We start from the raw sequence: 22,787 nt of genomic DNA, 5'->3' as shown, positions 1-22,787 counted from the left end.
CCTCAGGCCTCCCGGCGGACCTCGACCACGCGGAAGCGGTTCGCCACGAACGCGCCGTCGGTGAGCGCGGCGTTGGCCGCCGGGTTGCCGCCCGAGCCGTGGAAGTCGGAGAAGGCGGCCGTCTGGTTGACGTACACCCCGCCGGTGAGGTTGAGCGAGAGCTGCGCCGCCTCCTCGAGGCAGACCTCCTGGACGGCCCGTTCCACCTCCTCGTCGGTCGTGTACGCGCCGACCGTCATCGCGCCCTTCTCGCGGACCGTGCGCCGCAGCAGCTCGACGGCGTCCGCCGCCGAGTCGACCGCGACGGCGAAGGAGACCGGTCCGAAGCACTCGCTCATGCAGGCCGCCTCGTCGTCGGGCTTGGCCCCGTCGAGCTTGACGATCACGGGCGTGCGCACGACGGCACCCGGGAACTCGGGGTTGCTCACCTCGCGGGAGGCCAGGGCGACCTCGCCGAGACCGGCCGCGGCCTCCAGGCGGGCCTTCACGTCCGGGTTGACGATCGCGCCCAGCAGGGCGTTCGCGCGCGCGTCGTCGCCGAGGAGGCCGTCGACCGCGCGGGCCAGGTCGGCGACGACCTCGTCGTAGGTCTTGGGCCCCTCGTCGGTACGGATGCCGTCACGGGGGATCAGCAGGTTCTGCGGGGTGGTGCACATCTGGCCGCTGTACAGGGACAGCGAGAACGCCAGGTTGGACAGCATGCCCTTGTAGTCGGCGGCCGACTCGACGAGCACCGTGTTGACGCCGGCCTTCTCGGTGTAGACCTGCGCCTGACGGGCGTTGGCCTCCAGCCAGTCGCCGAAGGCGGTCGAGCCGGTGTAGTCGATGATCCTGATCTCGGGGCGGGTGGCCAGGGTCTTGGCGATGCCCTCGCCGGGCCGCTCGGCGGCGAGCGCCACCAGGTTCGGGTCGAAGCCCGCTTCCGCGAGCACCTCGCGCGCGACGGCCACGGTCAGCGCGAGCGGCAGCACCGCGCGCGGGTGGGGCTTCACCAGGACCGCGTTGCCGGTGGCGAGGGAGGCGAACAGGCCCGGATAGCCGTTCCACGTCGGGAAGGTGTTGCAGCCGATCACCAGGGCGATCCCGCGCGGCACCGGCGTGAACTGCTTGGTCAGCACCAGCGGGTCGCGCTTGCCCTGCGGTTTGGTCCACTCCGCCGTGTCGGGCGTGCGGACCTGCTCCACGTACGCGTACGCCACCGCCTCCAGGCCGCGGTCCTGCGCGTGCGGGCCGCCCGCCTGGAACGCCATCATGAAGGCCTGGCCGGAGGTGTGCATGACCGCGTGCGCGAACTCGTGGGTCCGGTCGCCGACGCGCTTGAGGATCTCCAGGCAGACCACCGCGCGCATCTCCGCGCCCGCGTCCCGCCAGGCGCGCTGACCGGCCTTCATGGCGGGCAGCAGCTCGTCGATGTCCGCGTGCGGGTACTCGACGCCCAGCTCGATGCCGTACGGCGAGACCTCGCCGCCCACCCAGCCGTCGGTGCCGGGCTGGCCGAGGTCGAGGCGGGTGCCCAGGACGCCGTCGAAGGCAGCCTTGCCCGCCGCCGCGTCCAGGCTGCCGTCGGCGCCGTAGGCCTTGGGGTGCTCGGGGTGCGGGGACCAGTACGCGCGGGTGCGGATCGCTTCCAGGGCCTGGTCGAGGGTGGGCCGGTGCTTGGCGATCAAGGCGTGAGCGGTGAGTTCGGCGGCCATGCGGGACCAACTCCTCGTCTGGAGAACTCTTCGTCGAGCTCTGGACCTGGACGGAAACAGGGACAGGAACGGGCAGTCAGGGTTAGAGTAACCGAACGATCGGTCGGGACAAGGGGGTCCGCCGCATCTGTGGAAAACCCCGTGCGGGAGGATCGCGCACATGACAGCACTCGACCTCAGCAGCCCCGTGGCCGTCGTCGGCACCGGCACCATGGGCCAGGGCATTGCCCAGGTCGCGCTGACCGCGGGCCACCCGGTGCGCCTGTACGACGCCGTCGCAGGGCGCGCGGGAGGAGCGGCCGCCGCGATCGGTGCCCGTCTCGACCGGCTCGTCGAGAAGGACCGTCTCACCGCCGCCGAGCGGGACGCCGCCCGCACCCGCCTCACACCCGTGGACAGCCTCGCCGGACTCGCGGACTGCGCGCTGGTCGTGGAGGCCGTCCTGGAGCGGCTGGACGTCAAGCAGGAGCTGATGCGCGCCCTGGAGGACGTGGTCGGCGAGGACTGTCTGCTGGCCACGAACACCTCCTCCCTGTCGGTGACGGCCATCGCGGGCGCCCTGCGCAACCCGGGCCGTCTCGTCGGTCTGCACTTCTTCAACCCGGCTCCGCTGCTGCCGCTGGTCGAGGTCGTCTCGGGGTTCGCCACCGACGTCTCGTCGGCCACGCGCGCGTACGAGACCGCCCGCGCCTGGGGCAAGACGCCCGTCGCCTGTGCCGACACCCCGGGTTTCATCGTCAACCGCATCGCCCGGCCCTTCTACGCCGAGGCCTTCGCGGTCCACGAGGCGCAGGGCGCCGACCCGGCCACCATCGACGCGGTCCTGCGCGAGTCCGGCGGCTTCCGGATGGGGGCGTTCGAACTCACCGACCTGATCGGCCAGGACGTCAACGAGTCCGTCACGCACTCCGTGTGGCAGTCCTTCTTCCAGGACGTGCGCTTCGCCCCCTCGCTCTCCCAGCGCCGCCTGGTCGAGTCCGGCCGCCTGGGCCGCAAGACCGGGCAGGGCTGGTTCGACCACCGTGACGGCGCCGAGCGGGCCGAGCCGCACACCGCGGAGAAGCGCCGGCCGCCCGCGTACGTGGTCGCCGAGGGTGACCTGGGACCCGCCTCTGAGCTGCTCGCGATGATCCGCGAGGCGGGCATCCAGGTCCGTGAGGAGGACGAGGACGGCGGCACCCGTCTGGTGCTGCCGAGCGGCGGCCAGCTCGCCCTCGCCGACGGCCAGACCTCGGTGGAGTTCGGGGACGTCGTCTACTTCGACCTCGCCCTGGACTACCGCAAGGCCACCCGCATCGCCGTGTCCGCCTCCCAGGACACTCCCCCGCGGACGCTCTCCGAGGCCATCGGCCTCTTCCAGGCACTCGGCAAGGACGTCAGCGTCATCGGCGACGTCCCCGGCATGATCGTCGCCCGTACGGTCGCGCGGATCGTCGACCTCGCGCACGACGCCGTCGCCAAGGGCGTCGCCACCGAGGAGGACGTCGACACCGCGATGCGCCTGGGCGTCAACTACCCGCTCGGCCCCTTCGAGTGGAGCCGCAGGCTCGGCCGGGTCTGGGCCCACGACCTCCTGGAGGAGCTGCACCTGCGCGAGCCCTCCGGCCGCTACGCGCCCTCTCTGGCGCTCTACCGCCACGGACACTCCGCCGACAAGCGGGAGGGCACCCCATGACCACGGCCAAGCGCGACACGTACACCCCGGAGACCCTGCTCTCGGTCGCCGTGCAGGTCTTCATCGAGCGCGGCTACGACGGTACCTCCATGGAGCACCTCTCCAAGGCGGCCGGCATCTCCAAGTCGTCGATATACCACCACGTCAGCGGCAAGGAGGAACTGCTGCGGCGGGCGGTGAGCCGGGCGCTGGACGGCCTCTTCGCGATCCTCGACGAGGAGCACGCGCGTGTGGGACGTGCGGTGGAGCGCCTGGAGTACGTCGTGCGGCGCATGGTCGAGGTGCTCATCTCCGAACTGCCGTACGTGACGCTGCTGCTGCGGGTGCGCGGCAACACCGCCACCGAGCGGTGGGCGCTGGAGCGGCGGCGCGACTTCGACCACCGGGTGGCCGCGCTGCTGAAGGCCGCCGCCGCCGACGGGGACGTACGCGGTGACGTGGAGGTGCGGCTCGCGACCAGGCTCGTCTTCGGCATGATCAACTCGATCGTCGAGTGGTACCGCCCGGACGGGCGGGGCATGGGCGAGCGCGAGGTGGGCGACGCGGTCGCCCGGCTGGTGTTCTCAGGGCTGCTGCGGGCCTGAGGTCACCCCTGCGGCTCCAGGTCCTCCTCCTCGAACACCAGCAGCGTGCGCGTGCTGAGCACCTCCGGGATCGCCTGGAGGCGGGTGAGCACCAGTTCGCGCAGCGACCTGTTGTCGGGCGTGTGCACCAGCAGCAGGACGTCGAAGTCGCCGCCCACCAGGGCGATGTGGGAGGCGCCGGGCAGCTGCCTGAGCTGCTCGCGGACCGTGCGCCAGGAGTTCTGGACGATCTTCAGCGTGACGTAGGCGGACGTTCCGTGGCCCGCGCGCTCATGGTCCACGCGCGCGCCGAAGCCGCGGATCACGCCGTCCTCGATGAGCCGGTTGATGCGTGCGTAGGCGTTGGCACGTGACACGTGGACCCGCTCGGCGACCGACCGTATCGAGGCGCGGCCGTCCGCCTGGAGCATCTGGAGGATGTCCTGATCGATGGCGTCGAGCGGTCGGGGCGGGGCCTTGGCGTCGAGCGGTCGGGGCGGGGTCATGCCTTCCGCGCGCGGCGGGGCCGTGGTCTCAGCGCGCGGCGGTGAGTTGCCGTCCGGACTCTCGGCACTCTCGGCCATTTGTTCAGCTGTCATGTCCCCCCGCCTCTTCGCCGTGGACGTCCTGCACCCATCTCAGGTTGTGAAGAACCGTTTGTCCACAGCCTGGGGGGCCCTGTAGCCAAAATGTGCCGACGACCGAACAATCGGTAGGTGAGGCGGGTCACAGCCGACCCGTCCCCCGTAGCCACTCCCACGAGGAGGTGCCGTCATGACGGTCATGGAGCAGCGGGGCGGATACCGGCCGACACCGCCGCCCGCCTGGCAGCCTCGCACCGACCCCGCGCCGCTGCTGCCCGACGCGGAGCCGTACCGCGTCCTCGGCACCGAGGCGGCCGCGCAGGCCGACCCGGAGCTGCTGCGCGGGCTCTACGCCCAGCTGGTGCGCGGCCGTCGGTACAACGCGCAGGCCACCGCCCTGACCAAGCAGGGCCGTCTCGCCGTCTACCCCTCCAGCACCGGCCAGGAGGCCTGCGAGGTCGCAGCCGCCCTCGTCCTCCAGGAGCAGGACTGGCTCTTCCCCAGCTACCGCGACACCCTCGCGGTCGTCGCCCGCGGCGTGGACCCGGTGGAGGCCCTCACGCTGCTGCGCGGCGACTGGCACACCGGCTACGACCCGTACGAGCACCGCGTGGCCCCCCTGAGCACCCCGCTCGCCACGCAGCTCCCGCACGCCGTAGGCCTCGCGCACGCCGCCCGCCTCAAGGGCGACGACGTGGTGGCGCTCGCCATGGTCGGTGACGGCGGCACCAGCGAGGGCGACTTCCACGAGGCGCTGAACTTCGCGGCCGTCTGGCGGGCGCCGGTCGTCTTCCTCGTCCAGAACAACGGATTCGCGATCTCCGTCCCGCTCGCCAAGCAGACCGCCGCGCCCTCGCTGGCCCACAAGGCCGTCGGATACGGCATGCCCGGCCGGCTGGTCGACGGCAACGACGCGGCCGCCGTGCACGAGGTGCTCGCCGACGCCGTACGGCACGCGCGCGCGGGCGGCGGTCCCACGCTCGTCGAGGCGATCACCTACCGCGTGGACGCCCACACCAACGCCGACGACGCGACCCGCTACCGCGGCGACGCCGAGGTCGAGACCTGGCGCGGGCACGACCCGATCGACCTGCTGGAGCACGAACTGACCGCGCGAGGGCTGCTCGACGAGGAGACGAAGCAGGCGGCCCGGGACGCCGCCGAGACCATGGCCGCCGGCCTGCGCGCCCGCATGAACCAGGACGCCCCGCTCGACCCCATGGACCTCTTCGCCCATGTGTACGCCGAGCCCACCACGCAACTTCGTGAACAGCGCGCCCTGCTGCAGGCCGAGATCGAGGCGGAGCAGGGAGGGACGCACTGATGACCACCGTCGCCGTCAAGCCCGCCACCATGGCGCAGGCCCTCACGCGCGCCCTGCGCGACGCGATGGCCGCCGACCCGTCCGTGCACGTCCTCGGTGAGGACGTCGGCACCCTCGGCGGCGTCTTCCGGGTCACCGACGGACTCGCCGCGGAGTTCGGCGAGGACCGTTGCACGGACACCCCGCTGGCCGAGGCGGGCATCCTCGGCACCGCGGTCGGCATGGCCATGTACGGCCTCCGCCCGGTCGTGGAGATGCAGTTCGACGCCTTCGCCTACCCGGCGTTCGAGCAGCTCGTCAGCCATGTCGCCCGCATGCGCAACCGCACCCGCGGCCGCATGCCGCTGCCGGTCACGATCCGCGTCCCCTACGGCGGCGGCATCGGCGGCGTCGAGCACCACAGCGACTCCTCCGAGGCCTACTACATGGCCACCCCCGGGCTGCACGTCGTCACGCCCGCCACGGTCGCCGACGCCTACGGTCTGCTGCGTGCCGCCATCGCCTCCGACGACCCGGTCGTCGTCCTCGAACCCAAGCGCCTGTACTGGTCGAAGGACTCCTGGAACCCCGAGGAGCCGGCAGCCGTTGAACCCATCGGCCGCGCGGTGGTGCGGCGCTCGGGCCGGAGCGCCACACTCATCACGTACGGGCCGTCGGTGCCCGTGTGCCTCGAAGCCGCCGAGGCGGCCCGGGCCGAGGGCTGGGACCTCGAAGTCGTCGACCTGCGTTCCCTGGTGCCGTTCGACGACGAGACGGTCACAGCCTCGGTGCGGCGGACCGGACGGGCGGTCGTCGTCCATGAATCGGGCTCCTTCGGAGGCCCGGGCGGGGAGATCGCGGCCCGCGTCACGGAGCGCTGCTTCCACCACCTGGAAGCACCGGTGCTGCGCGTCGCCGGGTTCGACATCCCCTACCCGCCGCCGATGCTGGAGCGCCACCACCTGCCCGGCGTCGACCGCATCCTGGACGCCGTGGCGCGTCTGCAGTGGGAGGCCGAGAGCTGATGGCACAGGTGCTGGAGTTCAAGCTCCCCGACCTCGGGGAGGGACTCACCGAGGCGGAGATCGTCCGCTGGCTGGTCGAGGTCGGTGACGTCGTCGCCGTCGACCAGCCGGTCGTCGAGGTCGAGACGGCCAAGGCCATGGTCGAGGTGCCCTGCCCCTACGGCGGTGTGGTCACCGCCCGCTTCGGCGAGGAGGGTACGGAACTGCCCGTCGGCGCTCCGCTGATCACGGTCGCCGTGGGCGCACCGGCCTCCGGCGGCCCGGCGGACAACCCTGACGCCCCGGTCACCGGGGGCACCCAGGGCGCGTCGGCCGCCGCGGGCGGCCAGGGCTCGGGCAACGTCCTCGTGGGGTACGGCACCTCCGAGGCGCCCGCGCGCCGCCGCAGGGTGCGGCCTGACCGGCCGGCCCCCGCCCCCGTGCCCGTGGCGCCGACGGTGGCCTCGGCGAACGGGGGAGTACGGACCGCCGAGGCGGCGGACGGCCCCGTGGCCGTGATCTCCCCCCTCGTGCGCAGGCTGGCCCGTGAGAACGGCATCGACCTGAGGGAGCTGACCGGATCCGGTCCCGACGGCCTGATCCTGCGGGCCGACGTGGAGTACGCGCTGCGGGCCGCGGCCGCGCGCCGGACCACGACGGCGACTCCCGAGCCGCACCCGCGCGTGGCCCCACAGACGGCGGTCGTCACCCCCGTCCCCACCGCGGCCACGGCCGGCACCCGCATCCCGCTCAAGGGCGTCCGCGGGGCCGTCGCCGACAAGCTCTCCCGCAGCCGACGCGAGATTCCCGACGCGACCTGCTGGGTCGACGCGGACGCGACCGAGCTGCTGCGTGCCCGTACGGCGATGAACGCGGCCGGGGGACCGAAGATCTCCCTCCTGGCGCTCCTGGCCCGGATCTGCACCGCGGCCCTGGCCCGCTTCCCGGAGCTCAACTCCACCGTCGACCAGGAAGCCAGGGAGGTCGTCCGCCTGGACCACGTCCACCTCGGCTTCGCCGCGCAGACCGAGCGGGGTCTCGTGGTGCCCGTCGTCCGCGACGCGCACGCCCGCGACACCGAGGGCCTCGGCGCGGAGTTCGCCCGGCTCACCGAGGCGGCCCGCACCGGCACCCTCACACCGGCCGATCTGACCGGCGGCACGTTCACGCTGAACAATTACGGCGTCTTCGGCGTCGACGGCTCCACGCCGATCATCAACCACCCCGAGGCCGCCATGCTCGGTGTCGGCCGCATCGTCCCCAAGCCCTGGGTGCACGAGGGCGAACTGGCCGTGCGTCAGGTCGTCCAGCTCTCGCTCACCTTCGATCACCGGGTGTGCGACGGCGGCACGGCGGGCGGCTTCCTGCGTCATGTGGCGGACTGCGTGGAGCAGCCGGCGGTGCTGCTGCGCACCCTGTGACCGTATGGGCACTCCGCCGTTCCGTGTGATCGGAGTGCCGCGCATACTCGGGGGGTGACTCCGAACGAGCCGCGGGCGGTCACCTCCGGCGATCGCCCCGACCAGGACGCCGCCGCGCCTTTCGAGCAGGGCGTCGGCGTCCCCCTCGTCCGCCGTGCCGTCGGCCACGATGCCGTCGTGCTCGCCGGTGGCGGCGCCCGCCGGCTCGGCGGCGCCGACAAGCCCGGTGTGCGGGTGGGCGGGCGCGCCCTGCTCGACCGGGTGCTCGCAGCCTGCACCCACGCGGAGACCACGGTCGTCGTCGCGGACCCGCGGCCGACCGCCCGGCCCGTGCGCTGGGCACGCGAGGATCCGCCCGGCGCGGGACCGGTGGCGGCACTCGGTGCCGGGCTGCGCCACGTCACCGCGGACTCCGTCGTCGTCCTCTCCGCCGACCTGCCGTTCCTCGCGGCGGACACCGTCCGGCGGCTGCTGGCCGCCCTGAACGCAGAGGGCGCCGAGGGCGCGTTGCTCACCGACGCCGACGGCCGCGACCAGCCGCTCGTCGCCGCCTACCGCACGTCCGCCCTGCGCCGCGAACTCTCGGCGCTCGGCGAGGAACACGGCGGCCTCACGGGGCTGCCCCTGCGCCGGCTGACCGCCGGTCTCGACCTCACCCGCGTCCCCGACCCCGTCGCGTCCTTCGACTGCGACACCTGGGACGACATCGCCGCCGCCAGAACACGCATCAGGGAGCATGGCCACGTGTTGGATGAATGGATTTCCGCAGTCAAGAACGAGCTGGACATCGATCTCGAGGTCGACACCGGTGCTCTCCTCGACCTCGCCCGCGACGCCGCCCACGGAGTGGCCCGGCCGGCGGCTCCCCTGACCACCTTCCTGGTGGGCTACGTCGCCGGGCGGGCGGGGGGAGGCCCGGAAGCCGTCGCCGAGGCGACCCGTAAGGCCACCGCCCTGGCGATCCGCTGGGCGGACGAGGCCGACGAGATCGGCGGGACCGGTGGGACGGACGGGACCGCTCCCGGTGCCGGGCCCGCCTCGGGACAGCCCGACGTGGCCCCCGACGCCACACCCGACACCCGCCCGGACGCCGGATGACCGCCCCCGGCATCCGGGACGGTGAGGATGCCGAAGAGGATCTCGACGTCGAGGAGGTGCTCGCCCTCGTGAAGCACGGCAACCGACCCGCCCGTCCGTCCGCCGGTGCCACACCCGCCTCTGCGGTCACGCACGGCGAGGGTCATGGCTCGCACGCCGGCACCGCCCCCGCCCGCGAAGCACGCCGCGGGAAGGCCGTCGCCACCCCCTGGGCCGAGGCCCGCGCCCGTGCCGGTCGTGCCGCCCGTTCCCTCGCCGCCCGCAGTACACCCGTCTCCGTGGCTCTGGAAGACGCCCTCGGCCTCGTCCTGGCCGCTCCCCTCACCGCACTGACCGACCTCCCCTCCTTCGACACCTCCGCGATGGACGGCTGGGCGGTCGCCGGGCCCGGTCCCTGGGCCGTACGCGACCAGGGTGTTCTGGCCGGAGAGGCCGGACCCGCACGCCTCGTCGACGGTGAGGCCGTCCGGATCGCCACCGGCGCCCGGATCCCCTCGGACACGACCGCGGTACTGCGCAGCGAGCACGGCCGCACCGACGAGAAGGGTCGGCTGCACCCCGACCGGAGCCTCCCGCACGGGCAGGACATCCGTCCACGCGGCCAGGAGTGCCGCAGTGGTGAGCAGTTGCTCCCCGCCGGAGCGGTGGTGACTCCGGCCGTCCTCGGGCTCGCCGCGGCCGCCGGATACGACACGCTCGCCGCGATCCCCCGCCCCCGTGTCGAAGTGTTCGTCCTCGGCGACGAACTGCTCACCGAGGGCCGCCCGCACGACGGACTCATCCGAGACGCGCTCGGACCGATGCTTCCGCCGTGGCTGCGGGCGATGGGTGCCGAGGTGGTGGCGCTGCGCAGGCTCGGCGACGACGCGGAAGCCCTGCATCAAGCTCTCGTCACGTCCACGGCCGATCTGATCGTCACCACCGGCGGGACGGCTGCGGGGCCCGTCGACCATGTTCACCCGACTCTGCGCCGCATCGGCGCCGAACTGCTGGTCGACGGGGTCGAGGTGCGGCCCGGCCATCCGATGCTGCTGGCCAGGATCACGGAGGACCGGCACCTCGTCGGCCTGCCGGGTAACCCCCTCGCGGCCGTCTCCGGGCTCCTGACGCTCGCCGAGCCCCTGCTGCGCACCCTCGCCGGCCGCCCCACCCCGGAGCCGTACACGCTGCCCCTGCGGGAGGCGGCGCACGGTCACCCGCGGGACACCCGGCTCGTCCCGGTCGCCCTGCGAGGCGATCACGCTGTGCCGCTGCACTACAACGGCCCGGCGATGCTGCGGGGCATCGCGGCGGCCGACGCACTCGCCGTCGTACCGCCCGGTGGCGCGGGGGCCGGTCAGGAGATGGAACTGCTCGATCTTCCGTGGACGGCAGCCGGGGTCGACGCCTGTTTCACGTGAAACAGGCGAAGAGGGTGAGTCATCCGGTTGTTTCGCGCGAAACGGCCGGATGGGCCGTATCGGAATGTTTCACGTGAAACGGCCCCGCAAAAGAGTGCGCCGCCACAAGCGTGGTGCCCGGCTCACGCCTGTTCGACCACCTTCGCCCGGCTCACCGTGATCACCCGGTCCCCCGCCTGAAGCTGCGTGAGGCGGGGGTCGGCGAAGTCCAGCAGGTCCTTGCCGCGGACGACCGCCACCACCAGGTCCCTGGATGCGCGTGGTGACCTGCCCGCCTCCTGCCTGGTGACGGGGCGCTCGATGAGATCCAGGCCGCTGCCGAGAGTCATGAGGTCCTCCAGGGTTCTGGCCACGGTCGGGCTGACCATGGAGACGCCCAGCAGTCGGCCGGCGGAGCTGGAGCTGGTGACCACGGTGTCCGCGCCGCTCTGCTTGAGCAGCGGCACGTTCTCGTCCTCCCGCGCGGCGACGACGATCGTGGCGCGTCTGTTCAGTTGGCGGGCTGTGAGCGTGACCAGGGCGGCGGTGTCGTCGCGCTGCGGGGCCACGATCACCCGGGAGGCGTGGGCGACCTCGGCCTTGAGCAGCGTCTCCGAACGGGTGGCGTCCCCGATCACCGACACCAGCCCGTCGTCCCCGGCTGCGTGCGCGGCCTTGCTCTGGGCGTCCACCACGACGATCTGCTCCTTGGGGACGCCCTGTCCGACGAGTGTCTTCACCGCGTGCCGGCCCTTGGTTCCGTAGCCGACGACCACGACATGCTGGTGGGTGCGGCTGCGCCAGCGGTGGATGCGGACCTGCTGGCGGGTGCGCTCGGTGAGGACTTCGAGGGTCGTGCCGACCAGGATGATCAGGAACAGCACGCGCAGCGGTGTGATGACGAGGATGTTGACGAGTCGGGCCGAGTCGCTGACGGGGGTGATGTCGCCGTAGCCGGTGGTGGAGAGAGTGACGGTGGCGTAGTAGGCGGCGTCGAGGAAGTCGACGGAGCTGTCGGAGTTGTCGTTGTAGCCGCCGCGGTCGAGGTAGACGATCAGTGTGGTGACCATCAGCACCAGCAGGCCGAGGGAGAGGCGTCGCAGCACCTGCTGGAGCGGAGGGAGGGCGCTCTGCAGCGGCATCGTGATGGAGCGGCCCGCCTCGGCGTCGTCCCGTGCTTCGGCGCGTGAGCGGTACCACAGGGACCGGAAGAGGGAGAGCCGTCCCGGCCCGGTCGGGTGTCGTTCATGGTCTCGCATCGCGTGGCCCCCTGTGGTGGTGATCCGATCGGTGGGCACCATGGTTCACGGCGGAGTCGCACCCCTTGCACGCGACACCCGTTTGCGTACCGAGCTTTCGCCCAGCAACCCGGAGGTCCCCCTTGCGCGACCACATTGTCGTCGTCGGATTCGGCACGAAAGGCCGGTCCGCGATCCGGACCGCCTGTGCGGCGGGGCTGCGGAAGGAACAGGTCGTCGTGATCGATCCCGGCGCCAGGATGATCGAGGCGGCGACGGCCGAGGGCTACGAGGGTGTGGTCGGTGACGGCACCCGCAGTGACGTCCTGCGGCGGGCGGAGGTGCAGCGGGCCGGGCGGATCATCATCGCGACGGAACGCGACGACACGGCCGTACTCGTGGCCCTGACGGCCCGCCAGCTCAATCCGCGGGCGAAGATCGTGGCCGCGGTGCGCGAGGAGGAGAACGCGCCGCTGCTGAAGCAGTCCGGTGCCGACGAGGTCATCACCAGTGCGGGAGCGGCCGGGCGGCTTCTCGGTCTGTCCGTGCTCAGTCCCGCGGCGGGTCGGGTGATGGAGGACCTCATCCACCAGGGCAGTGGCCTCGACCTCGTCGAACGGCCGGTCACCAAGGCCGAGGCGGGGCGCACCCCGCGCGAGACGGACGACCTGGTGGTGAGCGTCGTGCGCGGTCACCGGGTGCTGGCCTACGACGATCCGGCCATCGGGGTGCTGGAGTTGACGGACCGGCTCGTCACCATCGTGCGTGTGCCGCCGGAGGCGCCGAAGGCCCTGCGCTTCTGACCGGGCCGCACACCCCGGCTCGCGGTCGAGAGAGGCGCAACCGCAAGCCGGGGTGGTAGGGGCCCAACCGCTACTTGCGGTTGTAGAGGCGCATCGTCACGGGCCCGAAGACCAGCACGAACATTCCCGCCCAGCCCAGGGACCAGGCGACCTCGGTGGCCGGCCAGTCGCCGGCCATCAGCCCGCGCACCGCGGACGCGAGGTGGGTGACCGGGCTGTTGTTCACGAACGCCTGGAGCCAGCCCGGCATGGTCCTCGGGTCGACGAACACGTTGGACAGGAAGGTCAGCGGGAAGATCACCATCATGCTGACGCCCATCACCGACTTCTCGGTGCGCAGCAGCAGCCCGAACATGGTCCAGATCCACGAGAACGCGAACGAGAAGACGATCAGCAGGGCGACGCCGGCGAGGACCCCGGGAACCCCGCCGTCCGCCCGGTAGCCGAGGATCATGCCGACGGTGAGCATCACCACGGACGCGATGGCGTAGCGCAGGGCGTCGCCGAGGAGATAGCCGACCATCGTCGACGGCCGCCAGATCGGCAGCGAACGGAACCGGTCGAAGACACCCTTCTCGATGTCCGTGTTCACCGACACACCCGTGTACATGGTGATCATCACGACCGACATCACGAGGATGCCGGGCAGCAGGAACTGGATGTACTCCTCGGGCGACCCGGCCAGTGCGCCCCCGAAGAGGTACGTGTACATCAGCACCATCATGATCGGGAACGCCGTGACGTCGAACAGCTGCTCCGGCACGTGTTTGATTTTGAGGACGGCCCGCCAGCCGAAGGTGAGGGAGGCCGACCAGGCGCTCGGCCGCCGCGGGCGCTCCTCGGCGACCAGCAGTGCCGCGAGGGAGTCGGCGCGGACCGGTGCGAGGTCGCGGGTCTCGTTCGTCGTCGCGGTGCTCATGCGGCCACCTCGTTCCTGAGGGCGTCGTCCGCCTGGGTGTCGTGTCCGGTGAGGGCGAGGAAGACCTCGTCCAGGCTGGGCTGGCCCAGCGAGAAGTTGTCGACGATGACACCGGTCCTGGCCAGCTCGCCCAGGGCACGGGCGACCTGCTCGGCTGCCGTGTCGCCGGCCGTCGCGGCCAGCCGGGCCGTCAGGGCCACCGGGTCGGGGTCGTGCTGCACCCGCGCGTCCAGCACCCTGCTCAGCACCTCGGCGGCCTGCCGGCGCTGCTCGGCGTCCCGCAGCCTCAGATGGACGGACCCGGCGCCCACGGACGCCTTCAGCTCGCCCTTCGTGCCTTCGGCGATCACCTTGCCGCGGTCGATGACGGCGATGCGGGACGCCAGCTGGTCGGCCTCGTCCAGGTACTGCGTGGTCAGCAGCACGGTGGTGCCCTGCGCGACCACCGCTCGCACGATGTCCCACACCTGGTTGCGGCTGCGCGGGTCGAGCCCGGTCGTCGGCTCGTCGAGGAAGAGGAGGTCGGGTGTGCTGAGGATGGACGCGGCGATGTCGATACGGCGGCGCATGCCGCCCGAGTAGTGCTTGACCTGCTTCGCGGCCGCGTCGGTGAGCCCGAAGGCCTCCAGCAGCTGCGCGGACCGCTCGCGCGCGGCCTTCTTGGCGTGTCCGAGGAGCCGGGCCAGCAGCACCAGGTTCTCGGCGCCGGTGAGGTCCTCGTCCACGGACGCGTACTGCCCGGTGAGGCTGACCAGGCCGCGCACCGCGTCGGCCTCGCGGACGACGTCGTGGCCGAAGACGTGGGCCTGGCCGCCGTCGGGCCGCAGCAGGGTGGCGAGCATCTTCACGGTGGTGGTCTTGCCCGCGCCGTTGGGGCCGAGGACGCCGTAGACGGTGCCGGCGGGGACGGCGAGGTCCACGCCGTCCACGGCCCTGGTCCCGCCGAACGTCTTCACCAGGCCCGCGGTCTCGATCGCCAGGCCGGCGGTGTGCTGGCTCATGGTGGGGTGTTCCTTCCGCGCATGTGGGTGATGCAGGGGAGACCTCCACCGTCGCGCGAACTCATCGCTCGCGCACCGGGTTTTTGCCACGGACCGGCCCGGCGGGCGGGACGGCTGCGACCGGCCACCGCGGGGTAGCGTCGCTCTCATGCATGCGATCACGATTCCCGAACCCGGTGGTCCCGAGGCGCTGGTGTGGGACGAGGTTCCCGATCCCGTACCCGGCGAGGGCGAGGTCCTGGTCGAGGTGGCGGCCAGTGCCGTCAACCGTGCCGACGTCCTCCAGCGGCAGGGCTTCTACAACCCACCGCCGGGGGCCTCGCCCTACCCCGGCCTGGAATGCTCCGGCCGGATCGCCGCGCTCGGTCCCGGCGTCTCCGGCTGGGCCGTCGGCGACGAGGTGTGTGCTCTGCTCGCGGGCGGCGGGTACGCCGAGAAGGTCGCCGTACCGGCCGGACAACTGCTGCCGGTGCCGGAGGGCGTGGATCTCGTGCGGGCCGCGGCGCTGCCCGAGGTGGCCTGCACGGTCTGGTCGAACGTCTTCATGGTCTCCCACCTCCGTCCCGGCGAGACGCTGCTGGTGCACGGTGGCTCCAGTGGCATCGGCACGATGGCGATCCAGCTGGCCAAGGCCGTCGGCGCCACGGTCGCCGTCACCGCGGGCAGCGCGGAGAAGCTGGAGCGGTGCGCCGAGCTGGGCGCGGACATCCTGATCAACTACCGCGAGCAGGACTTCGTCGCCGAGATCGGGAAGGCCACCGACGGTGCCGGAGCCGACGTCATCCTCGACAACATGGGTGCCAAGTACCTGGACCGCAATGTCCAGAGCCTCGCCGTCAACGGCCGGCTGGCGATCATCGGCATGCAGGGCGGCGTCAAGGGCGAGCTGAACATCGGCGCGCTCCTCGGCAAGCGCGCCGCGATCAGCGCGACCTCGCTGCGGGCCCGCCCCCTCGGCGAGAAGGCGTCGATCGTCGCGGCCGTGCGCGAGCACGTCTGGCCGCTGCTCGCCGCCGGCCAGGTCCGTCCCGTCGTGGACCGCGAACTCCCGATGAGCGACGCGGCCGCGGCGCACCGGGTCGTCGAGGACAGCGGACACGTCGGCAAGGTCCTGCTCGTCGCCCACTGAATCGGCACCGCCGGCCTCGGTGCCTCTCGTGCGGATCGGGCCGGGCTCGCGGGCCCGGCCCGCACGAAAGTCTTTGGTGCCGTGGCGGGCGACGTTCGCCCGTGAAGGAGCGGCGGCCGGTGCGTGCTCCGGGGATACCCCCGGCCGGAGGCTGGGGGAGTGCCGGCCGGGGCCCTCGTACCGGACGTACTCGGGTCTTCGGCCGGTGCGGCGGGTGGGGTCCCCCTTCCGGGGGAGCGTGCCGGGCGTCGCGACGGGGCGAACGCTGCCTGTCGCGGCACTAGCCGCGGCGCAGCCGCAGGCCGAGGAAGGCGAGGCCGAGGCCCATGCCGATGAGGACCAGACCGCTGCCGAGGGGCAGGACCCGCAGCATCCGTCCGACGGGCCGCTCCTCTGCGGCTTCGGCCTGCCGTGCGGCCCGTGGAGACGGGGAGGGGACGAGCCGGGCCTCGTGCGGAGCGGTCGTCTCCCCGGCCGCTGTCTCGGCCGGCTCCTCGCCGTAGCCCTCCTCGTCGTAGCCCTCCTGGTCACCGGAGTCCGTGTCCTCGTCGACGGCCTCGGGGGCCGTCTCCTCGGTGCGGCCGGGGCGTGCCCGTCCCTCCCCGGCCCGGCTTCCCGCCCGGTCGGGGCCGCCGGGTGACGCCGCGGCCGACGCGGACGGCGACGCGGTCGGGGACGCCGCCGCGGGAACGGGCGACGGCAGGCCGGGTGACGGCGGGACGCGGTCGTGCCCGGCACCCTGCGAGGGCGTCGAGACGGGCCGCCCGTGCGCCGGACCGGTCCCGTGCGCCGGACCGGTCCCGTGCGTTCCTCCGGGACCATGCGTCGGGCCACGACCGGAGGCCGACCTGCTCGCTTCCGTCGGCCTGCTCGCTTCCGCCGACCGGCTCTCGTACGCCGCCCCGGAGCGATGCGCCGCCCCGGAGCCGTACGCCGGTGCCGCCGCGTCCGCCCGCACACCCCCGTACGGCAGCACGGCCACCAGCAATCCCGTCCCCATTCCCACCCCGCACAGCCCTCGCCGCCATGGAGTCACGCCCGTGACCCCCTCCCGGTGTTCAGTCGTCGCGAAATGAGGCCACAAGCCTCACATGACGGATTGGGCATCGCATTCCGGACTGCGCTGAACGGGAAAACGATGGACCACCCTTCACGGGGGGCGCCACGGTGATGAGGTGTACGGGTGCGAGAGAATGGCGGCATGGAGATGCCGAGGAACGAACGGTCGCCGGAGAACGCCCAGAAGATCCTGGTCGTAGGCCAGGACGGCATGGCTCTCGGTGGCATCGACGCGGACGACGACTCCCGTGAGATCCCCGTGACCGAGCAGGTCGAGCAGCCGGCGAAGGTCATGCGGATCGGCAGCATGATCAAGCAGCTGCTGGAGGAGGTGCGTGCGGCCCCCCTCGACGAGGCGAGCCGCGTCCGTCTCAAGGAGATCCACTCGAGTTCGGTGAAGGAGCTGGAGGACGGCCTGGCGCCGGAGCTGGTCGAGGAGCTGGAGCGGCTCTCCCTGCCGTTCACCGAGGGGTCGACCCCGAGCGACGCGGAACTGCGGATCGCGCAGGCCCAGTTGGTGGGCTGGCTGGAGGGCCTGTTCCACGGCATCCAGACCACGCTGTTCGCCCAGCAGATGGCCGCGCGGGCTCAGTTGGAGCAGATGCGCCGTGCCCTGCCGCCGGGGGTGGGCGGCCCGGAGGGCCCCGACGACCCGCGCGCGGGCGGTCGTTCGGGCGGTCCGTACCTGTAGGACCCTGCCTGAGGAACCGATCCGAACCGATCACATCCGCACCGACGAGAAGGGCCCGGCGGCCGACGCCGGGCCCTTCTCGGTCGTCCGGGGTCAGGAGGGCGGGTTGCCCGTGGAGACGCTCAGTTCGATCTCCGGCATGTCCTCCGGGTCGACGTCCGTCCCGGCGGAGGGGAACTGGTCCATGACCGTTCCGTCGCCGTAGGTGTTCTCGTCCTGGTCCTTCGTCTTGATCGACCAACCGGCGGCCTGGAAGCAGGCCTTGACCGAGTCGATGTTCTTGAACTTGAAGTTGGGGACCCGGATCTTGTCGGGGTCGTTGTACGACTCCTGCGGCTCCGTGCACTCGGTCGTGTCGATCGTCTTGGCCGTGTCCGGGCCCCGGTAGCCGGCGGCCTTCGTCGACGAGGCGGAGGCGATGGTGACGGGCTCGCCGCCCTTGTCGTCACCGTCGCCGTTGGAGGCGAGGGTGCCGATCAGGGCGCCGACGGTCGCGACGGCGACGATCGCCGACCCGACGAGCGCCCCCGCGTTGCTCTTGCGGCCGCCGCCCGGCGCTCCCGAGACCGAGGTCTGCGGGTTCATGCCGTAAGCGGGCGGGTTCTGCGGTCCCTGCTGGTGGCCGTAGGCCGGAGCGGGCGTCTGGTAGCCCTGTTGCGGATAGCCGTACGACGGGGCGGGCGTCGAGGGCGTGCCGTACGGGTTGGGCGTCGGGGCCGGCTGGTACGGCGTCCGGACGTTGCCCACCGGGGGCTGGGGGCTCTGGCCGACCGGCGGGAACACCGCGGAGCCGACGCCCGAGCCGCTCTGCGCGGGGGTGCCGGGCACGATGCTCGGCGGCGCGGGCTGGAGGGAGGCCGCGACGCGCAGGCACTCGTCGCGCATGGCGACGGCGGTGGGGAAGCGTTCGTTCGGGTTCTTCTTCAGCGCGCGGGCGACCAGCGCGTCGACGGCCGGCGGCAGCGCGCGGTTGATCGAGGACGGAGCCACCGGCTCCTCCTGCACGTGCGCGTACGCGATCGCCAGCGGCGAGTCGGCGTCGAACGGCAGCCGTCCGGTGACCAGTTGGAAGAGCATGATGCCGACCGAGTACAGGTCGGAGCGGGCGTCCACGCCGCGGCCGAGGGCCTGTTCGGGGGAGAGGTACTGCGGGGTGCCGACGACCATGCCGGTCTGTGTCATCGAGGTGACCCCGGACTGCATCGCGCGCGCGATGCCGAAGTCCATCACCTTGACGACGCCGCGCTTGGTCATCATCACGTTGCCCGGCTTGATGTCGCGGTGGACCAGGCCCATCTCGTGGCTGATCTCCAGCGCGGCCAGCACGTCCGCGGTGATCTTCAGGGCCTTGTCGGCGGGCATCGCGCCCTGCCGCCGCACGTCCTCGTCGAGCACCGAGCCGAGCGGACGGCCCTCGACGTACTCCATGACGATGTACGGCGTGGTCAGGCCGTCGACGTCGTCCTCGCCGGTGTCGAAGACCGAGACGATGTTGGTGTGGGTGAGTTTGGCCACGGCCTGGGCCTCGCGGCGGAAACGCTCGCGGAAGGCCTGTTCGCGGCCGAGTTCGGTGTGGAGCGTCTTGACCGCGACCTGCCGGTCGAGCACCGAGTCGTAGGCGAGGTGGACCGAGGCCATGCCGCCCTCGCCGAGCAAGTCGCGCAGCTGATAGCGGCCGCCGGCGAGCGCCCGCCCCGCGTACCGGCCCTGCGCGCCGTCCTGGCTCATTCTCTGCGTCCCCCGTCAGGCCCTCAGCGCTGCCGCTCGCCGTGGCTTGCCCATTGATCGAAAGTGCTATTCCCGGCCAAGTCTGCCCCAGGGCACCGACACGTCAAGCTCGGTGCCCGTTCCGTGACCGTACGCGCAAGAAGAGTCGCGGAAGCGTTACAGGTGCCGTACCGCCGGTGCACAGAATTTGCACGCCGGCGCGGAGTGCGGGTTTGATGGCCGATCCGTCTGGGGTCGATACCCGGGCTGATCCCGGACCGGCGGCTTGCGCGGAGGCTGTAGCGTGGCCGACGGATACCGTGACAACACCGCGCGCACCGCGGGCAGAAACGACGGCGAGGACTGATGGCACAGCAGCAGCGCGCTCAGGGCCCGTCCGACCCCGAGGCGACTGGCGGCGGTATGTCAGATGCGCCGGAGATGTGGGGTAACGGCGGGCTTGTCGGAGACGGCCGTTACCGGCTGACCGGCAGACTCGGGCGGGGCGGCATGGCGGAGGTGTTCGCCGCCGAGGACGTGCGTCTCGGCCGCACCGTGGCCGTCAAGCTGCTGCGCGCCGACCTCGCCGAGGACCCGGTGTCCAAGGCCCGTTTCACGCGCGAGGCCCAGTCGGTGGCCGGCCTCAACCACCACGCGATCGTCGCCGTGTACGACTCCGGTGAGGACGTCGTCGGCGGCCAGAGCGTGCCGTACATCGTGATGGAGCTGGTCGAGGGGCGGACGATCCGCGACCTGCTCCTCAACGCCGAGGCACCGGGCCCCGAGCAGGCCCTGATCATCGTCTCCGGGGTCCTGGAGGCGCTCGCCTACTCGCACCAGCACGGCATCGTGCACCGCGACATCAAGCCGGCGAACGTGATCATCACCGACAACGGCGCGGTGAAGGTGATGGACTTCGGCATCGCACGCGCCCTGCACGGGGCGTCGACGACGATGACGCAGACCGGCATGGTGATGGGCACCCCGCAGTACCTCTCCCCGGAGCAGGCGCTCGGCAAGGCCGTCGATTACCGCTCCGACCTGTACGCCACCGGTTGCCTGCTGTACGAACTGCTCGCGCTGCGGCCGCCCTTCACCGGTGAGACCCCTCTGTCGGTGGTCTACCAGCATGTGCAGGACATCCCGGTGCCGCCGTCGCGGACCTCGGACGGCGTGTGCCCGCCGGAACTCGACGGCCTCGTCATGCGTTCTCTCGCCAAGGACCCCGACGACCGGTTCCAGACCGCGGAGGAGATGCGCGGCCTCGTCCAGTACGGGCTCCAGATGCTGTACGAACAGGGCGCCCACACCGGTACCTGGAACACCGGTCCGGTCGGGACGGCCACCGGCGCGGGTGCCGCCGCGGCGGGCTTCGCGAGCACCAGCGTGCTGCCGCAGGGCGTCGGCGGCTCCCACACCTCGCAGATCCCGCAGCCGATCCTGCCCGCGGGCTACGGCCACGGTGACGACGGCGGGTTCGAGGGGCACGGCAACCAGGACAACGGCCGCGGCAAGCTGTGGATCCTCGCCGTCCTCGCGGTGATCGCCATCGCCGCGGGCGTCGCGCTCGCGCTGAACAGCAAGGGCGACGGCAGCGGCGGCGGCAGCGGGACCTCGACGTCGCCGAGCGCCACCCCGTCCGCCTCGAACGACCGGACGAGCCCGTCGCCGAGCGAGGAGCCGTCCGACGACTCGTCCGAGGACACCTCCGAGGGCAGCACCGGTTCGAACTCCGGGTCCAACTGGACGCCGTCGTACACGCCGTCGTACGAGCCGTCCCCGGATTACAGCAGTGAGCCGTCGGACGAGCCGTCGGATCCCGTGACGAGCGCCCCGGTCTCGGAGGAGCCGAGCGACCCCGGCACCACCGACGGCGGCACCACCGACGGCGGCACCACTGACGGCGGCACGTCCGACGGCGGCACCACCGACGGCGGCACGACGCAGGGCGGCACCATCTCCGGCGTCACCACCGGCGGGAGTGCCGGCGAGGCCGGCTGACCGACCGCACAGCGTGACGTACGCGCGCGTGAGCCCTTTTGACAGGGCCTCACGCGCGCGTGCGCGTCGGTCGGGGTACTCCCCTCGGAAACACCCAGAACCCCTCAGTCCGTGAACGCGTCGCACACCGCGTCGTACTCCCGCGTCCACCACACCACGAGGGCGGAGGCTGCCGGGAACTGCGGGTCGGCGCGGGTGTCACCGCGCTCGTAGTGCCAGCGCAGCATCCAGAAGTCGTTCAGGCGCTCCCACCACACCCGGTGCACGGCCGCCGCCAGCTCGCAGGACGTGGCCCCGGCGGCGGGCCGGTACGCGCGCGCGTAGGCCCGCGCCTTCGGCAGGTCGAGGGTGCCGTCGGGCCGGACGAAGAAGATCGCGGCGGCGCGTACGGCCTCCTCGGCGCGGGGCTGCACGCCGAGCCGGTCCCAGTCGACGATGGCGGCGGGTGCCTCCCCGCGGTAGAGCAGGTTGAACGGGTGGAAGTCACCGTGCACCCAGCCGGCCGGGCCGGCGTGCGGGGGGCGCCGGTCGGCGTGCCGTTCCAGCAGGGTGCGGCGCTCCAGGAGCCGGTGGCGGGCCAGTTCGTCGAAGGAGTCGGCGGGGCGGTGCCGGCGCACGCGCGCGATGAGGTCGTCGATCAGGGCGAAGGTGTCGGCGGGCGCGGGGCTCTCGGCGGGGGTGGCGCGGGCCCGCGCGTGGGCCGGCATCACGCGTTCCAGGCTCGCGTGGACCACCCCCAGCAGCGCCCCCAGACGTCCGCACGCGCCGGGTGTGAGCTGCGCGCCGTGGCGGTGCCGGCCGTCGATCCAGGGGTGCAGGGCGTAGGCGTGGCCGCCGACGACGGCGACCGTGCGCCCGTCGCGGCCGGGCAGTGGGGGCGCGACCGGGACACCCAGGTCGGCGAGGCGCTGGGTGGCCCGGTGCTGACGGACGATCGAGGCCGGGTCGGCGGTGTCGGGATCGAAGTGGTGCTTGAGGAAGTAGCGGCCGCGGGTGGTGCGCAGCCGGTAGCCGCGGTTCAGCAGCCCCTGGTCGACGGGCTCGCAGGCGAGCGCGGAGCCGGCGGCGTAGCGCCGGAGCAGGGCGCCCACAGGGGGCGCGTGGGTCATCAGGGGTGGTACACAGGAGCGCGGCACGCGCCGATGGTAGGGCACGCGGCGAGGCTGTGAGCTGGGCGTTGTCACAGAAAGTCACCGACTGTCACAAGTGATCTCGGGTGGTCGGCTTGGGGTGCGCCTCAGCGGTGAAGTGGTCCCGAGGCGTGTCGCCCGCCGCGTGGGCGGTCGCTCGTCGCGGGGTGGCAGGCGGGGGGCGGGCGGCTCGGCGCGAGTGCCGCGACCGGCCTTCCGGAGTGCGGATCCGGGAGGGAACCGTGAAGAAATGTGGGTATTTGTCCATACGTGTACTCGGAGGCACTCCCGGGCGGAAACTCTTCCCGTGACCTGGGTGCGCGGGATAACGTGCCGTTGCTCCGGCCTCCTGCAAGGCTGTGACCAGGCTCCTTCCGGGCTTTGCCGA

General features: G+C 72.4%; 18 protein-coding genes and 1 pseudogene. 11 read left to right on the top strand and 8 right to left on the bottom strand.

Translation table 11 applies throughout. The annotated features are described in order from the left end of the window. Positions 1–2: 2 nt before the first annotated feature. Positions 3–1,694, bottom strand: a complete 1,692-nt coding sequence (gene paaN, locus ACGFQC_RS11010) for a phenylacetic acid degradation protein PaaN (RefSeq protein ID WP_363087665.1) — start codon at positions 1,692–1,694, stop codon at positions 3–5. A gap of 160 nt (positions 1,695–1,854) precedes the next feature. Between paaN and ACGFQC_RS11005 the strand changes: the two genes are divergently transcribed. After that, positions 1,855–3,369, top strand: a complete 1,515-nt coding sequence (locus tag ACGFQC_RS11005; protein WP_363087664.1) for a 3-hydroxyacyl-CoA dehydrogenase — start codon at positions 1,855–1,857, stop codon at positions 3,367–3,369. Continuing rightward, positions 3,366–3,953, top strand: a complete 588-nt coding sequence (locus ACGFQC_RS11000; RefSeq protein WP_363087663.1) for a TetR/AcrR family transcriptional regulator — start codon at positions 3,366–3,368, stop codon at positions 3,951–3,953. The genes ACGFQC_RS11005 and ACGFQC_RS11000 overlap by 4 nt, the downstream gene beginning before the upstream one ends. Positions 3,954–3,955: 2 nt before the next feature. On the opposite strand, the gene ACGFQC_RS10995 is transcribed toward ACGFQC_RS11000, so the two are convergent. Next, positions 3,956–4,531, bottom strand: coding sequence for an Lrp/AsnC family transcriptional regulator (locus ACGFQC_RS10995; RefSeq protein ID WP_393288059.1), 576 nt, complete (start codon positions 4,529–4,531; stop codon positions 3,956–3,958). A gap of 175 nt (positions 4,532–4,706) precedes the next feature. Between ACGFQC_RS10995 and pdhA the strand changes: the two genes are divergently transcribed. From pdhA to ACGFQC_RS10970, 5 genes are all read left to right on the top strand, one after another. After that, a complete protein-coding gene (gene pdhA / locus ACGFQC_RS10990; protein ID WP_363087662.1) occupies positions 4,707–5,840 on the top strand; it encodes a pyruvate dehydrogenase (acetyl-transferring) E1 component subunit alpha in 1,134 nt (377 codons plus the stop codon). After that, a complete protein-coding gene (locus tag ACGFQC_RS10985; protein ID WP_363087661.1) occupies positions 5,840–6,844 on the top strand; it encodes an alpha-ketoacid dehydrogenase subunit beta in 1,005 nt (334 codons plus the stop codon). Before pdhA ends, ACGFQC_RS10985 begins: the two co-directional genes overlap by 1 nt. Continuing rightward, on the top strand, positions 6,844–8,244 hold the full coding sequence (locus tag ACGFQC_RS10980) for a dihydrolipoamide acetyltransferase family protein (RefSeq protein WP_363087660.1): 1,401 nt from the start codon (positions 6,844–6,846) through the stop codon (positions 8,242–8,244). The genes ACGFQC_RS10985 and ACGFQC_RS10980 overlap by 1 nt, the downstream gene beginning before the upstream one ends. Positions 8,245–8,421: 177 nt before the next feature. Continuing rightward, complete coding sequence (locus ACGFQC_RS10975) at positions 8,422–9,342, top strand: NTP transferase domain-containing protein (protein WP_363087719.1); 921 nt, start codon at positions 8,422–8,424, stop codon at positions 9,340–9,342. After that, positions 9,339–10,742, top strand: coding sequence for a molybdopterin molybdotransferase MoeA (locus ACGFQC_RS10970; protein WP_363087659.1), 1,404 nt, complete (start codon positions 9,339–9,341; stop codon positions 10,740–10,742). The genes ACGFQC_RS10975 and ACGFQC_RS10970 overlap by 4 nt, the downstream gene beginning before the upstream one ends. Positions 10,743–10,864: 122 nt before the next feature. On the opposite strand, the gene ACGFQC_RS10965 is transcribed toward ACGFQC_RS10970, so the two are convergent. Beyond that, complete coding sequence (locus tag ACGFQC_RS10965) at positions 10,865–11,980, bottom strand: potassium channel family protein (RefSeq protein WP_363087658.1); 1,116 nt, start codon at positions 11,978–11,980, stop codon at positions 10,865–10,867. A gap of 113 nt (positions 11,981–12,093) precedes the next feature. Here ACGFQC_RS10965 and ACGFQC_RS10960 point away from each other — a divergent pair. Then, positions 12,094–12,762: pseudogene (locus ACGFQC_RS10960) on the top strand (potassium channel family protein); the annotation flags it as partial. 70 nt (positions 12,763–12,832) lie between these two features. On the opposite strand, the gene ACGFQC_RS10955 reads toward ACGFQC_RS10960, so the two are convergent. Both ACGFQC_RS10955 and ACGFQC_RS10950 read right to left on the bottom strand, forming a co-directional pair. Then, the gene (locus ACGFQC_RS10955) at positions 12,833–13,681 is read right to left on the bottom strand and encodes an ABC transporter permease (RefSeq protein WP_363087657.1); all 849 of its coding nucleotides are present in this window, start codon (positions 13,679–13,681) and stop codon (positions 12,833–12,835) included. Continuing rightward, positions 13,678–14,682: an ATP-binding cassette domain-containing protein gene (locus tag ACGFQC_RS10950; protein WP_363087656.1), complete on the bottom strand. Its 1,005-nt coding sequence runs from the start codon at positions 14,680–14,682 to the stop codon at positions 13,678–13,680. Before ACGFQC_RS10950 ends, ACGFQC_RS10955 begins: the two co-directional genes overlap by 4 nt. Positions 14,683–14,830: 148 nt before the next feature. Between ACGFQC_RS10950 and ACGFQC_RS10945 the strand changes: the two genes are divergently transcribed. Further along, entirely contained in the window at positions 14,831–15,811 is a 981-nt protein-coding gene (locus ACGFQC_RS10945) for an NAD(P)H-quinone oxidoreductase (RefSeq protein ID WP_363087655.1), read from the top strand. A 280-nt stretch (positions 15,812–16,091) separates the two neighbouring features. On the opposite strand, the gene ACGFQC_RS10940 is transcribed toward ACGFQC_RS10945, so the two are convergent. Continuing rightward, the gene (locus ACGFQC_RS10940) at positions 16,092–16,811 is read right to left on the bottom strand and encodes a hypothetical protein (RefSeq protein ID WP_363087654.1); all 720 of its coding nucleotides are present in this window, start codon (positions 16,809–16,811) and stop codon (positions 16,092–16,094) included. A gap of 201 nt (positions 16,812–17,012) precedes the next feature. Here ACGFQC_RS10940 and ACGFQC_RS10935 point away from each other — a divergent pair, with 201 nt between their 5' ends. Continuing rightward, positions 17,013–17,561, top strand: a complete 549-nt coding sequence (locus ACGFQC_RS10935) for a bacterial proteasome activator family protein (RefSeq protein ID WP_363087653.1) — start codon at positions 17,013–17,015, stop codon at positions 17,559–17,561. A gap of 93 nt (positions 17,562–17,654) precedes the next feature. On the opposite strand, the gene ACGFQC_RS10930 is transcribed toward ACGFQC_RS10935, so the two are convergent. Beyond that, the gene (locus ACGFQC_RS10930; protein ID WP_363087652.1) at positions 17,655–19,289 is read right to left on the bottom strand and encodes a protein kinase; all 1,635 of its coding nucleotides are present in this window, start codon (positions 19,287–19,289) and stop codon (positions 17,655–17,657) included. Between the two features lie 345 nt (positions 19,290–19,634). On the opposite strand from ACGFQC_RS10930, the gene ACGFQC_RS10925 reads away from it, so the two are divergent. Beyond that, positions 19,635–21,269: a protein kinase gene (locus ACGFQC_RS10925; protein WP_363087651.1), complete on the top strand. Its 1,635-nt coding sequence runs from the start codon at positions 19,635–19,637 to the stop codon at positions 21,267–21,269. A gap of 104 nt (positions 21,270–21,373) precedes the next feature. Here the strand turns inward: ACGFQC_RS10925 and ACGFQC_RS10920 are convergent, their stop codons facing one another. Further along, positions 21,374–22,378 (bottom strand): phosphotransferase, encoded by a 1,005-nt coding sequence (locus ACGFQC_RS10920; protein ID WP_363087650.1) that lies wholly within the window; start codon positions 22,376–22,378, stop codon positions 21,374–21,376. Between the last annotated feature and the right edge of the window lie 409 nt (positions 22,379–22,787).

Origin of the sequence: Streptomyces sp. NPDC048734, from assembly GCF_043198675.1 — a bacterium.
GTDB lineage: Bacteria > Actinomycetota > Actinomycetes > Streptomycetales > Streptomycetaceae > Streptomyces.
The sequence above is the reverse complement of the archived record's forward strand: the minus strand, read 5'-3'. Positions and strand labels throughout refer to the sequence as shown.

What these genes read in the sequence shown, in the direction of transcription:
- paaN (WP_363087665.1), bottom strand. Translation starts at nt 1,694, where the DNA reads ATGGCCGCCGAACTCACCGCTCACGCCTTGATCGCCAAGCACCGGCCC.
- ACGFQC_RS11005 (WP_363087664.1), top strand. Translation starts at nt 1,855, where the DNA reads ATGACAGCACTCGACCTCAGCAGCCCCGTGGCCGTCGTCGGCACCGGC.
- ACGFQC_RS11000 (WP_363087663.1), top strand. Translation starts at nt 3,366, where the DNA reads ATGACCACGGCCAAGCGCGACACGTACACCCCGGAGACCCTGCTCTCG.
- ACGFQC_RS10995 (WP_393288059.1), bottom strand. Translation starts at nt 4,531, where the DNA reads ATGACAGCTGAACAAATGGCCGAGAGTGCCGAGAGTCCGGACGGCAAC.
- pdhA (WP_363087662.1), top strand. Translation starts at nt 4,707, where the DNA reads ATGACGGTCATGGAGCAGCGGGGCGGATACCGGCCGACACCGCCGCCC.
- ACGFQC_RS10985 (WP_363087661.1), top strand. Translation starts at nt 5,840, where the DNA reads ATGACCACCGTCGCCGTCAAGCCCGCCACCATGGCGCAGGCCCTCACG.
- ACGFQC_RS10980 (WP_363087660.1), top strand. Translation starts at nt 6,844, where the DNA reads ATGGCACAGGTGCTGGAGTTCAAGCTCCCCGACCTCGGGGAGGGACTC.
- ACGFQC_RS10970 (WP_363087659.1), top strand. Translation starts at nt 9,339, where the DNA reads ATGACCGCCCCCGGCATCCGGGACGGTGAGGATGCCGAAGAGGATCTC.
- ACGFQC_RS10965 (WP_363087658.1), bottom strand. Translation starts at nt 11,980, where the DNA reads ATGCGAGACCATGAACGACACCCGACCGGGCCGGGACGGCTCTCCCTC.
- ACGFQC_RS10955 (WP_363087657.1), bottom strand. Translation starts at nt 13,681, where the DNA reads ATGAGCACCGCGACGACGAACGAGACCCGCGACCTCGCACCGGTCCGC.
- ACGFQC_RS10950 (WP_363087656.1), bottom strand. Translation starts at nt 14,682, where the DNA reads ATGAGCCAGCACACCGCCGGCCTGGCGATCGAGACCGCGGGCCTGGTG.
- ACGFQC_RS10945 (WP_363087655.1), top strand. Translation starts at nt 14,831, where the DNA reads ATGCATGCGATCACGATTCCCGAACCCGGTGGTCCCGAGGCGCTGGTG.
- ACGFQC_RS10940 (WP_363087654.1), bottom strand. Translation starts at nt 16,811, where the DNA reads ATGGGGACGGGATTGCTGGTGGCCGTGCTGCCGTACGGGGGTGTGCGG.
- ACGFQC_RS10935 (WP_363087653.1), top strand. Translation starts at nt 17,013, where the DNA reads ATGGAGATGCCGAGGAACGAACGGTCGCCGGAGAACGCCCAGAAGATC.
- ACGFQC_RS10930 (WP_363087652.1), bottom strand. Translation starts at nt 19,289, where the DNA reads ATGAGCCAGGACGGCGCGCAGGGCCGGTACGCGGGGCGGGCGCTCGCC.
- ACGFQC_RS10925 (WP_363087651.1), top strand. Translation starts at nt 19,635, where the DNA reads ATGGCACAGCAGCAGCGCGCTCAGGGCCCGTCCGACCCCGAGGCGACT.
- ACGFQC_RS10920 (WP_363087650.1), bottom strand. Translation starts at nt 22,378, where the DNA reads ATGACCCACGCGCCCCCTGTGGGCGCCCTGCTCCGGCGCTACGCCGCC.